This is a genomic window from Massilia sp. BHUDP2 (assembly GCF_046236355.1).
Lineage (GTDB): Bacteria > Pseudomonadota > Gammaproteobacteria > Burkholderiales > Burkholderiaceae_D > Telluria > Telluria varians.
Map to the genome: position 1 here is coordinate 842,718 of NZ_JBJUVW010000003.1, position 13,322 is coordinate 856,039.

General features: G+C 66.7%; 10 protein-coding genes and 1 tRNA gene. 6 read left to right on the plus strand and 5 right to left on the minus strand.

Features of this window, described 5'->3' with window-relative positions:
• The first annotated feature begins 4 nt into the window (after nt 1-4).
• The 4 genes from rsmI (at nt 5) to ACK6C6_RS20590 (ending at nt 7,109) form a co-directional block, all read left to right on the plus strand.
• A complete protein-coding gene (gene rsmI / locus ACK6C6_RS20575) occupies nt 5-910 on the plus strand; it encodes a 16S rRNA (cytidine(1402)-2'-O)-methyltransferase (protein WP_409269021.1) in 906 nt (301 codons plus the stop codon).
• A gap of 450 nt (nt 911-1,360) precedes the next feature.
• Nucleotides 1,361-3,955 (plus strand): EAL domain-containing protein, encoded by a 2,595-nt coding sequence (locus tag ACK6C6_RS20580; RefSeq protein ID WP_409269022.1) that lies wholly within the window; start codon nt 1,361-1,363, stop codon nt 3,953-3,955.
• Nucleotides 3,952-5,472 (plus strand): putative bifunctional diguanylate cyclase/phosphodiesterase, encoded by a 1,521-nt coding sequence (locus ACK6C6_RS20585; RefSeq protein ID WP_409269024.1) that lies wholly within the window; start codon nt 3,952-3,954, stop codon nt 5,470-5,472. The genes ACK6C6_RS20580 and ACK6C6_RS20585 overlap by 4 nt, the downstream gene beginning before the upstream one ends.
• A gap of 11 nt (nt 5,473-5,483) precedes the next feature.
• Nucleotides 5,484-7,109 (plus strand): methyl-accepting chemotaxis protein, encoded by a 1,626-nt coding sequence (locus ACK6C6_RS20590; protein WP_409269025.1) that lies wholly within the window; start codon nt 5,484-5,486, stop codon nt 7,107-7,109.
• Between the two features lie 17 nt (nt 7,110-7,126).
• On the opposite strand, the gene ACK6C6_RS20595 is transcribed toward ACK6C6_RS20590, so the two are convergent.
• A complete protein-coding gene (locus tag ACK6C6_RS20595) occupies nt 7,127-7,324 on the minus strand; it encodes a hypothetical protein (RefSeq protein ID WP_027866389.1) in 198 nt (65 codons plus the stop codon).
• 200 nt (nt 7,325-7,524) lie between these two features.
• Between ACK6C6_RS20595 and ACK6C6_RS20600 the strand changes: the two genes are divergently transcribed.
• Nucleotides 7,525-8,466, plus strand: a complete 942-nt coding sequence (locus ACK6C6_RS20600) for an alpha/beta hydrolase (protein WP_409269026.1) — start codon at nt 7,525-7,527, stop codon at nt 8,464-8,466.
• 4 nt (nt 8,467-8,470) lie between these two features.
• Here ACK6C6_RS20600 and ACK6C6_RS20605 read toward each other — a convergent pair whose 3' ends face one another.
• The gene (locus tag ACK6C6_RS20605) at nt 8,471-9,097 is read right to left on the minus strand and encodes a hypothetical protein (protein ID WP_409269027.1); all 627 of its coding nucleotides are present in this window, start codon (nt 9,095-9,097) and stop codon (nt 8,471-8,473) included.
• 97 nt (nt 9,098-9,194) lie between these two features.
• Between ACK6C6_RS20605 and ACK6C6_RS20610 the strand changes: the two genes are divergently transcribed.
• Nucleotides 9,195-9,271: transfer RNA gene (locus tag ACK6C6_RS20610), tRNA-Pro, on the plus strand.
• 98 nt (nt 9,272-9,369) lie between these two features.
• On the opposite strand, the gene ACK6C6_RS20615 is transcribed toward ACK6C6_RS20610, so the two are convergent.
• The 3 genes from ACK6C6_RS20615 to ACK6C6_RS20625 are packed head-to-tail and all read right to left on the minus strand — an operon-like array spanning nt 9,370 to nt 13,292.
• On the minus strand, nt 9,370-10,290 hold the full coding sequence (locus tag ACK6C6_RS20615; RefSeq protein WP_409269208.1) for a hydroxymethylglutaryl-CoA lyase: 921 nt from the start codon (nt 10,288-10,290) through the stop codon (nt 9,370-9,372).
• A 15-nt stretch (nt 10,291-10,305) separates the two neighbouring features.
• The gene (locus ACK6C6_RS20620; protein WP_409269028.1) at nt 10,306-11,235 is read right to left on the minus strand and encodes a 2-hydroxyacid dehydrogenase; all 930 of its coding nucleotides are present in this window, start codon (nt 11,233-11,235) and stop codon (nt 10,306-10,308) included.
• A gap of 32 nt (nt 11,236-11,267) precedes the next feature.
• The gene (locus ACK6C6_RS20625; RefSeq protein WP_409269029.1) at nt 11,268-13,292 is read right to left on the minus strand and encodes an acetyl/propionyl/methylcrotonyl-CoA carboxylase subunit alpha; all 2,025 of its coding nucleotides are present in this window, start codon (nt 13,290-13,292) and stop codon (nt 11,268-11,270) included.
• Nucleotides 13,293-13,322 lie beyond the last annotated feature (30 nt).

Here is a 13,322-nt window from a genome sequence, read left to right on the forward strand (position 1 = left end):
CCTTATGACAGAACAGCAGACCATCGACATCGCCCGGCTTCCCGTCATGGGCGAAGCGGCCCAGCAGTCCTATCCTACCGCAACGCTGTATGTCGTGGCTACACCGATCGGCAACGTCACCGACATCACGCTGCGCGCATTGCACCTGCTGGCGCTCGCCGATGTCGTGGCCTGTGAAGACACCCGCAAGACCGGCGCGCTCCTGCAACGCTTTGGCTTGAGCAAGCAGACCATCGCCGCGCACATGCACAACGAGCGCGAGGCGGCCGACAAGATCGTCGAGCGCCTGCAGGCCGGACAGCGCGTGGCGCTGGTGTCGGATGCGGGCACGCCGGCCGTCTCCGACCCAGGGGCGAAGATCGTCGATGCGGTGCGCGCGGCCGGGCTGAACGTGGTGCCGCTGCCGGGACCGTCGGCGGCGATCGCGGCCCTGTCGGCCAGCGGTCTGGTGAACGACCGCTTCCATTTCGTCGGCTTCCTGCCGGCAAAATCGAAGCAGCGCGAAAGCGCGCTGGCCGAGCTGGCGCGCGAGACCTCGACCCTCGTCATCTACGAAGCGCCGCACCGCATCGTCGAGTGCGTCGAAGGCTTGATGAGCGTGTTCGAGCCGACCCGCCAGGTGGTGTTCGCGCGCGAGCTGAGCAAGATGTTCGAGGAAGTGCACCGCTGCCCGCTGAGCAAGGCACGGGCCTGGGTCACGGCCGACCAGCACCGCGAGCGCGGCGAATTCGTCGTGCTGGTGGAAGGGGCCACCCTGGAAACCGATGCGCAGGATGCGGAAGCGGAACGCATCCTCCAGATCCTGCTGGGCGAATGCTCGGTCAAGCAGGCAGCGAACCTGGCGGCGCAGATCACCGGGCGCAAGAAGAATGCGCTGTACGAGCGCGCCCTGCAGATCAAGGGCGAGTGATGGTCCCGGCCGCCCGCTTGCAATAGTCCCACCCCCTTCTTCCCTGGCCTGGGCTGTCCGCCCAGGCCTCCTTCCTGTTTCCCTCTCCATTTCCTGTGCCGGGCAGCGCAATGCGTTGTCACGTCGCCATGTGAATGGAAATTTAGTTAAGCAATTTTTGATTCAGATCAAGCAATTGGTTTGATCGGCACAAATTGCGTACCTACAATATTGCTCTGTATTCACTTAAATATCTTGTGGGAATCATGAATTAAGGTTTTAACCGCGAGAACTCGCATCGCTACCGTAGTTCACTCAAAGCCAGTGGCATTCCCGCTCGTTCGAGCACCCTTCCGGATCGATTGCTGAGTAATCAACGACATGCCTGGTGGCAATGGCGTTCTTTTGTGGCTTCAATCAACGACGATGGGTATCGCTATGGTGCAGCATGTGCAGCAGCTTGTGAGGTCAATGCCGACGAACGCATTGGATGAAACGGTCGACACGATCGGACGCGAAATTGGACTCGACCAGCAAGAGGTGGCCGAACGCATGGCCTTCCTCGACCTGCGCCCGGACGATCTCGCCCTGCTGCGCGAGCTGCACGGCCTGGCCGTGGAAGACACCGACACCTTCTCGGACGATTTCTACGAGCACATCCTCGGTTTTCCCCAGCTGCGCCAGCTGGTGAAGGACGACGGCACCGTCCAGCGCCTGAAGCACTCGCAGGCCGCCTATTTCCGCAGCCTGACTTCGGGCGACTACGACGGCGCCTACATCCGCGACCGCCTGCGGGTCGGACTGGTCCACCAGCGCATCGGGCTGGAGCCGAAATGGTACATCGGGGCCTACCGCAAGTACGTGGCGGGCATGTTCGACCTCCTGTGGAAGCAGTTCCACGCCGAGCCGGAACGCTTCCGGGCGATGTTCAACAGCGTGCTCAAGGTCGTCTGCCTGGACATGGGCCTGGCCCTCGACACCTACGCCCACGCCGACCGGCGCAGCGTGGTCCAGCACCAGAACTACCTGGAACAGGTCATCGGCGGCATGCCGGCCGGGCTGATCGTCACCGATGCTTCCGGCCGGATCCGCTCGATGAATGCGACGATGCGGGACATGCTCGGCATCCCGGACGATGCGCTCGAGGCGAGCCCCTGGCTGGAATCGCTGCTGCCTTCGCCCGAGCTGGCCGAACGCATGGCCACCGCGCTGGCATCCGGCGCGCCGCAGGACGGGATCGTCGTCACGGTCGACGGCCATGCCGACGGGGTGCGCTATTTCGAATTCAACATCCGCCGCACCAGGCAGGCCGACGAGAAGATCCTGCTGCTGATCGGCCACGACGTCACCTTCAAGCGCCAGGCCCGCCTGCGCCTGCAGGAGAGCGAGGAATTCTTCCGCCTGACCTTCTCCCAGGCCGCGGTCGGCATTGCCCTGCTGTCGCGCGAAGGCCGCTTCGTGCGGGTCAACCGCAAGCTGACCCAGATCGTCGGGTTTACCGAGATCGAGCTGCTCCAGCGTTTCCTTTACCAGATCACCTACCAGAGCAACCTGCTGGAAGACCGTGCGCTGTTCCGGCAGCTCATCGACGGCGAGATCCGCGACTTCCAGCGCGAGACACGCTTCATCTCGAAGCGCGGCAACCCGGTCTGGGTGACGGTCAGCGCGTCCGCGATGCGCGAAGCCGTCAGCGGCCAGCTGCGCCTGATCATCGCGGTCGAGGACATCTCGCGCAGGAAGGAGGCCGAGGAGGCCTTGCTGCGCATGGCGAACCACGATGCGCTGACCGGCCTGCCGAACCGCATCCTGCTGCAGGACCGGCTCGCGCACGCGATCTCCCAAGCCCAGCGCAGCGGACGCCTGGTCGGGGTGATGTTCGTCGACCTCGACCGCTTCAAGCACGTCAACGACAGTCTCGGGCACGAGGCAGGCGACCAGATGATCATCGAGATCGCGCGCCGCCTGAGTCACAGCCTGCGCGAGAGCGACACCGTGGCGCGCCAGGGCGGCGACGAATTCGTCGTGGTGCTGCCGGACCTGGCGAGTAGCGGCGACGCGGCCCTGGTGGCCCAGAAGGTGCTGTCGGAGCTGTTCCAGCCCTTGATGCTGGCCGGGACCGAGCTGTTCCCCACTGGGAGCATCGGCATCGCGCTCTATCCGCGCGACGGGCAGGACCCGACGGCCCTGCTCAAGGCCGCCGATACCGCCATGTACCGCTCCAAGGCGAACGGCGGCAATCACTTCCATTTCTATACCGAAGACATGGGCATGCGTGCCGAAGAGCACCTGCATGTCGAGGCAAGGCTGCAGCGCGCGCTGCAGCGCGAGGAACTGCACCTGTACTACCAGCCCCAGGTCGACATCGCCAGCGGCCGCATCGTCGGGCTGGAAGCCCTGCTGCGCTGGGAGGTCGACGGCGTCGAGGTCCTGCCGGCCGCCGACTTCATCCCGCTGGCGGAAGAAACCGGCCTGATCGTGCCGATCGGCGAGTGGGTGCTGGCCACCGCGATGCGCCAACTGGCGGACTTCGCCCGCATGGGTCTCGCGCCGCTGCGCATGAGCGTGAACGTCTCGGCGCGCCAGTTCCACCAGCAGGACATCGCCGCACAGGTGGAGCAGCTGCTGGAAGCGTCGGGCTGCGACCCGAACGCGCTGACGCTGGAGATCACCGAGACCCTCCTGATGGAAAGTCCGGGCACCGCGGCCGAGGCCATGGTGCGCCTGTCGAACATGGGCATCCAGCTGGCCATCGACGATTTCTGTACCGGTTACTCGAGCCTGGCCAATCTCAAGCGCTTCCCGATCCATGGCCTGAAGATCGACCGTTCCTTCGTCGCCGATATCCCGGGCGACAGCGACGCGGCCGCCATCGTCCATGCGGTGATCGCGCTGGCCGGCTCGCTGCAGCTCGACGTGGTCGCCGTGGGCGTCGAGAGCGCGGAGCAGCAGGCCTTCCTGGAAGCGCACGGCTGCCGCCACCTGCAGGGATACCGGTTCGGCAAGCCGGCGCCGGCAGCCGAGATCGAGCGGCGGCTGCGCGACGGATACGTGGACGCGTCGGCATGAGGACACTGCTGCACCGTATGCCGGGCGGCCTGCGCCTGGTGATCCTGGGCGCCCTGCTGGCCGTGCTCACCCTGGGGCTGGCCCTGAGCTGCGCGAGCTTGCTGGCCTTCGCGGTCGGCGTGAGCGCCGGCGCGGCCATCATCCTGGTGTTGCGGGCGCGCCGCGTGCCGGAACCGGGTGTGGGACACCGTCCGGAACCTGCCTCGTGCTCTCCATCCGCGCCGGACCCACCGGCCCCGTTGCCGGACCGGCGCCACGCGCTGGACGTGCTGGCCGAAGCGATCGATGCCGCACGTCGCGGCGGCGGCTCGGTGGCCGTGATCGTGCTCGACATCGACGGCTTCAGGAAGATCAACAGCCACTATGGCTGGGCCGGGGGCGACGAGGTGCTGCACGAATGCATGGCGCGCCTGGCTGCGCGCCTGGGCCCGGACGACCTGCTCGCGCACCAGGGCGGCAACGAATTCATCGTCGTATGCAGGCAGGCCGACCGCGACGGCGCGACGGCGCTCGCCAGGGGACTGCAGGAGTGCATGCGCCTGCCGTTCGCGCCGGGCGGGCACTGCGTGTTCCTGTCGGCCAGCGTGGGCATCGCGGTCCTGCCGCCCGAGCCCTGCCAGGCACCCCAGCTCCTGCACATGGCCCAGGTGGCGAGCGCCTGCGCACGCCACGAAGGACCGGCGCACCTGTGCTTCTATACGCCCCGCATGGGCGGCGCGATCCGCGAACGGGTCGACCTGGAAACCATGCTGTGCCATGCCATCAAGCGCAAGGAATTCGTGCTCCAGTACCAGCCGCGCATCAGCATGAAGGACGGGCACATGGTCGGCGTCGAGGCCCTGGTGCGCTGGCGCCATCCGGAACTCGGCCTGCTGTCGCCGGCGCGCTTCATTCCGCTGGCCGAGGAGAGCGGCCTGATCAACGAGCTCGACCTGTGGGTGCTGCGCGAGGCCTGCACCTGCGCCGCCGCATGGCGCGCGCAAGGCCTGTTCGGCGGCCGCGTGTCGGTCAACCTGTCGGCGCGGCAGTTCCAGCAGCCCGGGCTGGCGGGGCGGGTGCGCAGGGCCCTCGAGGACAGCGGCCTGGCGCCGGCCGGACTGGAGCTCGAGATCACCGAGAGCACCGTCATGCACGACACCGAGGACGCCGCCGACGTGCTGCGTTCGCTGAGGGAGCTCGGCGTGACCGTGTCGATCGACGACTTCGGCACCGGCTATTCCTCGCTGAGCTACCTGAAGCGCTTCCCGCTCGACGTGCTGAAGATCGATCGCGCCTTCGTCAGGGACATGGAAGGCGATGCCACCGGCGCGGCCATCATCCGCGCCATCATCACCCTGGCCCATTCGCTCGGCCTGTCGGCGGTCGCGGAAGGCGTCGAGACGGCGGAGCAGGTGGCCTTTTTGAAGGAAAACGGCTGCGATGAAATCCAGGGGTATTACTTCAGCCGGCCCGTCTGGCCCGACGAGGTAGCGCGCCTGCTGGCGGAGGAAGCGCCGGCCCTGTGTTCAACCATGTAAGAGTCCATCCTATGCGTCTATTCAATCAACTCAGCATCAAGCTCCGCCTCCTGCTCGTGCTCTCCCTGCTCGGCATCGAACTGGTCATCGGCGCGACCGTCGGGCTGTTCAGCCTGGGACAGGCCAACGACGAGCTGCAGTCCCTGTACGCCGACCGATTGGTCCGCCTGGGTCAGCTCGACCAGATTGTGCGCAGGCTGAACCGCAACCAGTTCAACGTCTCCGAAGCCTTGACGGCCGATGCCGCCCGCGTGCCGGCCCTGCTCGACGACATCGAGCGCAACAAGGCCGTGATCGACGAACAGTGGAAGGCCTACACCGGTTCAGGCCTGGCAGGGCAGGAGCAGGAAGCCGCCGCGCGCTTCCTGCAGGCGCGCGCGGCCTTCGTCGAGCGTGGTCTGCAGCCCGCCGCCGCGGCCCTGCGCGCCGGGGACCTGGAGCTTGCGCGCCAGATCGTGCACGGCCCGCTGGTCGAACTGTTCCGGCCGGCCGCCACCGCCATCGATGCGCTCATCCAGCTGCAGCTCGACGAGGCCAGGAAGTCGAACGAGGCCTCGCGCCACCAGTTCGAAGTGGTGCGCGCGGTCTGCCTGGGCGGCATGATCCTGGGCCTGCTGCTGGCCGGCACGGTCGGGGTGGTGCTGGTGCGCGGCATCGTCGGTCCGCTCGAGCAGGCGGTGCGGATCGCCGGTGCGGTGGCCGACGGCGACCTGACCCGGGACATCGATGTCCAGGGGCGGGACGAAACCGGACGCCTGATGCAGGCGCTGAGCGACATGAACGAAGGGCTGGCCGCCATCGTCAGGCGGGTGCGCGGCGGCACCGACACCATCGCCACCGCCTCCGGCCAGATCGCGGCCGGCAACCTGGACCTGTCGGCGCGTACCGAACAGCAGGCGGCTTCGCTGGAGGAGACCGCGGCCTCGATGGAAGAGCTGACCTCGACCGTCAAGCAGAATGCCGACAATGCGCGCCAGGCCAACGGGCTGGCGCAGTCGGCGTCGGCGGTGGCGAACCAGGGCGGGCAGGTGGTGGCGAAGGTGGTGGACACCATGGCCGCGATCGACGCCTCGGCGGCGCGCATCGGCGACATCACCGGCGTCATCGACGGCATCGCGTTCCAGACCAATATCCTGGCCCTGAATGCCGCGGTGGAGGCCGCGCGCGCGGGCGAGCAGGGACGCGGCTTCGCGGTAGTGGCCGGCGAAGTGCGCAACCTGGCCCAGCGCAGCGCCGCCGCTGCGAGGGAAATCAAGACGCTGGTCGAGGATTCGATACGGACGGTGAGCGAAGGCTCGACCTTGGTGGAGCAGGCCGGCGCCACGATGGAAGAGATCGTCCGCAGCGTCGGCCGCGTCACCGACATCATGGCCGAGATCATGGCGGCCAGCCAGGAGCAGGCCACCGGCATCGAACAGGTGAACCAGGCGATCATCCAGATGGACCATGCCACCCAGCAGAACGCGGCCCTGGTCGAGCAGGCCTCCGCCGCAGCCCAGGCGCTGCGCGAGGAAGCGGACAGCCTGGCGCAGGCGGTCGGCGCCTTCCGCCTGCGTGCGCAGGGCCTCAAGGGTGCTGGCGCGGCCGCTTATGCCGGCGCAGGCAGGCCGCCTGTCCAGCTGCTGGCGCAGGCCTGACAGGCCGCGTCAAGCCTTCAGGCGAGCGCCTCTTTCGCGGCTTCTTCAGGGCTCAAGCCATCGTAGAACTGGTCGGTGAACCATTCGACCTGTTCTTCGATATGGTCCTGGGCCTGCCTGACGGTGGCGCCGCCGGCGACCAGGAATTTCTCCACTTCGGTGAGCCAGCCGATGAAGGCCAGCGTTTCTTCGTCCAGTTCTTCCTTCTTTGCCATCTTGATTCCTGTTCTTGCCTTGCCGGTCGGTGCAACCGGCTTCCGAAGGCATTCTACTGCAGCAGCCCCTGATACCAATTCGGATATCGGCATGCGATAAAAAGTTATTGGTCCCTTGCCAAGGAATTGCCGCAGAATGTTAGCGCAACCATTATAAGACTGCAGTGCTTGGAAGACATCCCTTGGAGAGGAGAAAACACATGATGAGGACAATCCGCATGGGCCTGGCTGCCGGGGTAGCCGGCCTGGCTTGCGCCCTGGCCGTGCCGGCGCTGGCGCAGGACGACAGGATGACGCCGATCGCGATCCCGGCGCAGCCGGACGCGATCGTGCTGGGGACCGGCGAGCTGCCGGGCGCGAGCGTGAAAGAAAGTTGGCACAGCCAGTACGGCAGCGTGTTCGCCCGCAACGTCACGCTGGCGACCCTGACGCCCTTCCTGCCGACCCAGGGGAAGGCGACCGGCGCCGCGGTGATCGTTGCGCCGGGCGGGGGCTTTCGCACGCTGTCGATGAATAACGAAGGCTGGGACGTGGCCCGGGCGCTGGCCGACAAGGGCGTGGCGGCCTTCGTGCTGAAGTACCGGCTCAACCAGACGCCGCAGGACATGGGGGAATTCGGGCGCTCGATGGCGCAGATGTTCTCGGCCGGCGCACAGGCGGCCCGGCGCGCGTCGCAGCAGGATCCTGCTGTGACCCTGGCGCCGCAGATCGCCGATGCGCGCGCGGCTTTCGCGCTGGTGCGCTCGCGCGCCAAGGAGTGGCGGGTGGATCCCGAGCGCATCGGCATGGTCGGCTTTTCCGCCGGCGCGATGCTGACGATGGCGACCGCGCTGCATGGGCAGGATGCCAAGCCGGCCTTCATCGGGAACGTCTACGGTCCACTCAGCCCGATGAAGGCGCCGCCTGACGCGCCGCCGCTGTTCATCGCGCTGGCCGCGGACGATCCGCTGTTCGGCAATGCCGGCTATGGCCTGGTCGACAGCTGGCGCGCCGCCAAGCGGCCGGTGGAGTTTCACCTCTACGAGCAGGGCGGCCACGGCTTCGGCATGTACCAGAAGACCACCACCAGCACCGGATGGTTCGACGGCTTCGCACGCTGGCTGGACATGCACGGCTACCTGAAGCCGAAAAAGGGCGTGTAAGGCCTCACCACTTGCAGCCGTGGTCCTTCTTGTCCATGGCCAGGAACAGCGGCGCCAGCAATCCACCGGGGATGCCGTCCTTGCAGTTGCGGCGCTTGGCCCTGCTGATGGCCTTGCCGAGCTTCGATTCCGTTTCCAGGGGCGGATCGGGGAATTGCGCGTTCGCATGTCCTTCGCGGCCCAGTTTGGTTTGACCTGCCAGTTGTCGCGCTGTCTGCCTGGCGACGTTCATGTCGAACTGGGGCGCCTCGCCTGGTACCGGTTCGGCCGCCTGTTGCACCGTAAAGGCAGCCGGCGCGTCTTCCTGGTCGGGTGACACCGGAACCGCAATCACGGCTTGCGGCGCTGACTTGCGTTCGTTGCGTGCGCTGCGTGCCGCTGGCGCTGCGCTGCGCTGTCGCGCTGCCGGCTCGGCGCGCGGCGGGGGCGGCGCCGGCAGCGGCGGCGCGATGCGCACAGTAATGAAAGAGGGCGGTTCAGGCACGGTGGGGGCCGGGGCTGGTCCGGTGTTGCGGTAGGCAAGCATCAAGAGGATGTGCACGGTCATGGATACCCCGACGCCGACGAGGACGCGGTTGTTCCCCTGCATCATGCCTGCATCGCCGCGGTAAGCTGCTGTCAAACTCATCATGTTCTTGGCCGAATTGTTGTCGCAGAATACGACAACAGTCCTTAATTTGGCCTGAAACCTTGACCGGATCCCCCTGAGGAGGTATGATTCTTCTTCTCGGAGTGTAGCGCAGCCCGGTAGCGCATCTGGTTTGGGACCAGAGGGTCCAAGGTTCGAATCCTTGTACTCCGACCAGCATTAAGGAAAAGGCCGACAGTGAAAACTGCCGGCCTTTTTCGTTTCCGAGTTCGCTTTTGTAGGGTGGACGGGTTCTCCCGTCCACCCTACGAAACCTAGCCTGCACGCTTGGCGGCAATCGCGTTGCCCGCCCGGCTTGCCCCTTTACGGCCCAGCTGTTGCGAGATGAACTGCCCCGCATCCACCACCTGGTCGAGGTCGATCCCGGTCTCGATTCCCAGCCCGTTCATCAGGTAGAGCACGTCCTCGGTGGCGACGTTGCCGGTCGCGCCCTTCGCATACGGGCAACCGCCCAGGCCCGACACCGACGAGTGGAAGATGGCCACGCCGACCTCCAGCGCCGCGTAGATGTTGGCCAGCGCCTGTCCATAGGTGTCGTGGAAGTGGCCGGACAGGCGTTCCAGGGGGAATTCCTGCGCCACGCGCAGCATCACGGCCTGGGTCTGGCGCGCGGTCGCGACGCCGATGGTGTCGGCGATGTCGATTTCATCCACGCCGAGGTCGCGCACGCGGCGCACCACGTCGGCCACGCTTTCCAACGGCACCTCGCCCTGGTAGGGGCAACCGAAGGCCGTGCTGATCGAAGCGCGCAGGCGCAGATTGTTGGCCTTGGCGGCTTTTGCCACCGGCTCGAAGCGTGCGATCGACTCGGCGATCGAGCAGTTGATGTTCTTCTGCGAGAAGGCTTCCGAGGCCGAGCCGAAGATCACCACCTCATCCGCTTTCGCGGCCAGTGCGGCCTCGAAACCCTGCATGTTCGGCGTCAGCGCCGAGTAGATCGTGCCCGGCAGGCGCTCGATGCCGGCCATGACCTCCGCACTGGTCGCCATCTGCGGCACCCACTTGGGCGACACAAAAGACGCCGCCTCGACGTTGGGAAAGCCCGCGCGCGCCAGGCGGTTCACCAGTTCGATTTTCACCTCGGCGGACAGCGCTTCCTTCTCGTTCTGCAGGCCGTCGCGCGGCCCCACTTCGACAATTTTTACCTTCTTCGGCAGGCTGGCTTGCTGGCGCATTTGCACATTCATCTTTCAGTATCCTAGATCGCGGTCGACAATGTCGTCGACAGGTTGGCCGCTCTCCAGCTTCGCGATCTTGTCGGCGATCTGGCGCACGGCGTCATGGCGCACGGTGAGCGCCGAGATATGCGGGGTGATGCTGATGCGCGGCTCGTTCCAGAACGGGTGCGGCGCCGGCAGCGGCTCGTGCCGGAACACATCCAGCGTGGCGCCGGCGATCTGGCCGGAGCGGATCATCGTCATCAGGTCGGGCTCGGCCAGGATGGCGCCGCGCGAGACGTTGATGAGATAGGCGCCCGGCTGCAGTTTGCCCAGGTTGTGGCGGTCGAGCAGGTTGGCCGTCTCGGGCGTGAGAGGCAGCATGCAGACCAGCACCTTGGTACCACGGAGAAATGAATCCAAAGCGTCAGCACCGTGGAAGCATTCGACGCCGGAAATGTCCTTGGGCGTGCGGCTCCAGCCGCGCACCGGGAAGCCGAACAGGCGCATCGCTTCGACCACCGGCAGGCCGAGCCTGCCCAGGCCCATGATCCCGACCGCGAACTCGTCCTTGGGCGTGAGCGGCAGCGGGTCCCAGACGCCGTGGCGCGCCTGCTGTTCGTAGTCGTCGAAGTGGCGGTAGTAGCGCAACACCGCATGGGCCACGTATTCCGCCATCTGCACGCCCATGCCGGCGTCGCCGAGGCGCACGATCGGCACCGGCGGCAGCGCATCGCCCAGCTTGAGCAGGGCGTCGACGCCGGCGCCCATCAGGAAGATCGCGCGCACGTGCGCGAGCTGGTCCAGCAGGGCCGGCGTGGGGCTCCATACCACCGCGTAGTCGCAGGGCGGCAGGGCGGCGCCTTCTTTCCATGCGACGGTCTCCGCCTGCGGCATGAGGGCAGCGAATTCGCGCACCCATGGCTCGATCACGCCGTCTCCACGGAACAGGAGTATGCGCATGGTCTCCCCCCTTCTTTATTCTTGTATTGGTATTACGCCGCCGCCTTGAAAGCCAGCAGCGGCGCGCCATCCGCCACCTGGTCGCCGACCTGGTACAGCACTTCTTCCACCAGGCCGTCGCTCGGCGCGGAAATCGTGTGCTCCATCTTCATTGCTTCCATGATGACCAGCGGCTCGCCCTTCTTCACTTCCTTGCCGGACGAGGCCAGCACCGCCACCACTTTACCCGGCATCGGCGCGGTCAGGCGCCCGCCCGCAGCCTCGTGCTCGCCGGCATGCGCCATCGGGTCATTGTACGACAGGGTGTAATGACGGCCGCCGGTGAACACGTGGAACAGATCGCCGTCGCGGCGCACGCTGCCGTGCAGCGAGGTCTCGCCCAGGCGGATGCTCAGCTCGGCGCCTCCGTGGCGCACCAGTTCCAGGGGCTGGCGCTCGCCGCCCGCGTCGATGTCCCAGCCGTGGGCGCCATAGGTCAAACCGACCTGGTAGCCTTTGTCGCCGCTGAACTCATCGGCAAAGGAGAGCACGCGGCGGTAGGCGCTGTTCATGCGCCAGCCGCGTGCCTGCGCCCACGGATCGGCCGGATTGGCCGCGCCGCGCACGGTTTCGCCGCTGCTGAGTGCCAGCGCGGCCAGGGCCAGCGCGCCCAGCGGCGCGGCGCCAGGGGCCGGGAACAGCGTTTCGCCGTGGCGGTCGATCAGGCCGGTGTCCAGGTCGGCCGTCGAGAAGGCTTCGCCCTCGACCAGGCGCTTCAGGAAGGCGATGTTGGTCGCCAGGCCGACGATCTGGAATTCGGCCAGGGCCTGCGACAGGCGCGCCAGCGCCTGGGTGCGGTCGGCGCCCCAGACGATCAGCTTGGCGATCATCGGGTCGTAGAAGGGCGAAATCGCATCGCCTTCGCGCACGCCCGAGTCCACGCGCACTGCGGCCGGATTCGTGCCGTCGGCGCCCAGCTGGAATTCGACCGCTTGCGGCGTGTCCATGTGGCGCAGCGTGCCGATCGACGGCAGGAAGCCTTTTTCCGGGTTCTCGGCGTAGATGCGCGCCTCGATCGCATGGCCGTGGATCGCCAGTTCATGCTGCTTCTTCGGCAGCGGCTCGCCGAAGGCCACGCGCAGCTGCCATTCGACCAGGTCGGTGCCGGTGATCATTTCGGTGACCGGGTGCTCCACCTGCAGGCGGGTGTTCATCTCCATGAAGTAGAAGGAACCATCCTGGTTGGCGATGAATTCCACCGTGCCGGCGCCCACGTAGCCGACCGCGCGCGCGGCATTCACGGCCGCTTCGCCCATGGCGGCGCGGCGGTCCCCGGTCATGCCAGGGGCCGGCGCTTCTTCCAGCACCTTCTGGTGGCGGCGCTGCACCGAGCAGTCGCGTTCGTGCAGGTAGACGCAGTTGCCATGGGTGTCGGCGAACACCTGGATCTCGATGTGGCGCGGGCGGATCAGGTATTTCTCGACCAGCACCTTGTCGTCGCCGAAGGAGCTGATCGCTTCGCGCTTGCACGAGGCCAGCGCGGCTTCGAAGTCTTCCGAGCGCTCGACCACGCGCATGCCCTTGCCGCCGCCGCCGGCGCTGGCCTTGAGCAGCACCGGGTAGCCGATGCGGTCGGCCTGCTCGTGGAGAAAAGCCGGCTCCTGGTTGTCGCCGTGGTAGCCCGGCACCAGGGGCACGTTGGCACCCTCCATCAGCTGCTTGGCGGCCGACTTCGAGCCCATCGCGCGCATCGAGGAACCTGGCGGGCCGATGAACACCAGGCCGGCGGCCTGCACGGCTTCGGCAAACTCCGCGTTCTCGGACAGGAAGCCGTAGCCCGGATGGATCGCCTGGGCGCCCGTGGCCTTGGCCACCTCGATGATCTTCTGCCCGCGCAGGTAGCTGTCCTTGGCGGCTGCTGCGCCGATCAGGACCGCCTCATCGCAGACCGCCACGTGCTTCGAGCCCGCATCGGCTTCCGAGTAGACGGCGACGGTGCGGATACCCATGCGGCGCGCGGTGGCGGCGACACGGCAGGCGATTTCGCCACGGTTGGCGATGAGGATTTTGGTGAACATGCGTTTGTCTTTCGCTTCTGGTTGTTCGAA

Bases quoted from the DNA above. Each gene is read 5' to 3' on its own strand.
- ACK6C6_RS20600 (WP_409269026.1), top strand. From the start codon at position 7,525: ATGATGAGGACAATCCGCATGGGCCTGGCTGCCGGGGTAGCCGGCCTG.
- ACK6C6_RS20625 (WP_409269029.1), bottom strand. From the start codon at position 13,292: ATGTTCACCAAAATCCTCATCGCCAACCGTGGCGAAATCGCCTGCCGT.
- ACK6C6_RS20585 (WP_409269024.1), top strand. From the start codon at position 3,952: ATGAGGACACTGCTGCACCGTATGCCGGGCGGCCTGCGCCTGGTGATC.
- ACK6C6_RS20605 (WP_409269027.1), bottom strand. From the start codon at position 9,097: ATGATGAGTTTGACAGCAGCTTACCGCGGCGATGCAGGCATGATGCAG.
- ACK6C6_RS20590 (WP_409269025.1), top strand. From the start codon at position 5,484: ATGCGTCTATTCAATCAACTCAGCATCAAGCTCCGCCTCCTGCTCGTG.
- ACK6C6_RS20595 (WP_027866389.1), bottom strand. From the start codon at position 7,324: ATGGCAAAGAAGGAAGAACTGGACGAAGAAACGCTGGCCTTCATCGGC.
- ACK6C6_RS20580 (WP_409269022.1), top strand. From the start codon at position 1,361: ATGCCGACGAACGCATTGGATGAAACGGTCGACACGATCGGACGCGAA.
- ACK6C6_RS20620 (WP_409269028.1), bottom strand. From the start codon at position 11,235: ATGCGCATACTCCTGTTCCGTGGAGACGGCGTGATCGAGCCATGGGTG.
- rsmI (WP_409269021.1), top strand. From the start codon at position 5: ATGACAGAACAGCAGACCATCGACATCGCCCGGCTTCCCGTCATGGGC.
- ACK6C6_RS20615 (WP_409269208.1), bottom strand. From the start codon at position 10,290: ATGCGCCAGCAAGCCAGCCTGCCGAAGAAGGTAAAAATTGTCGAAGTG.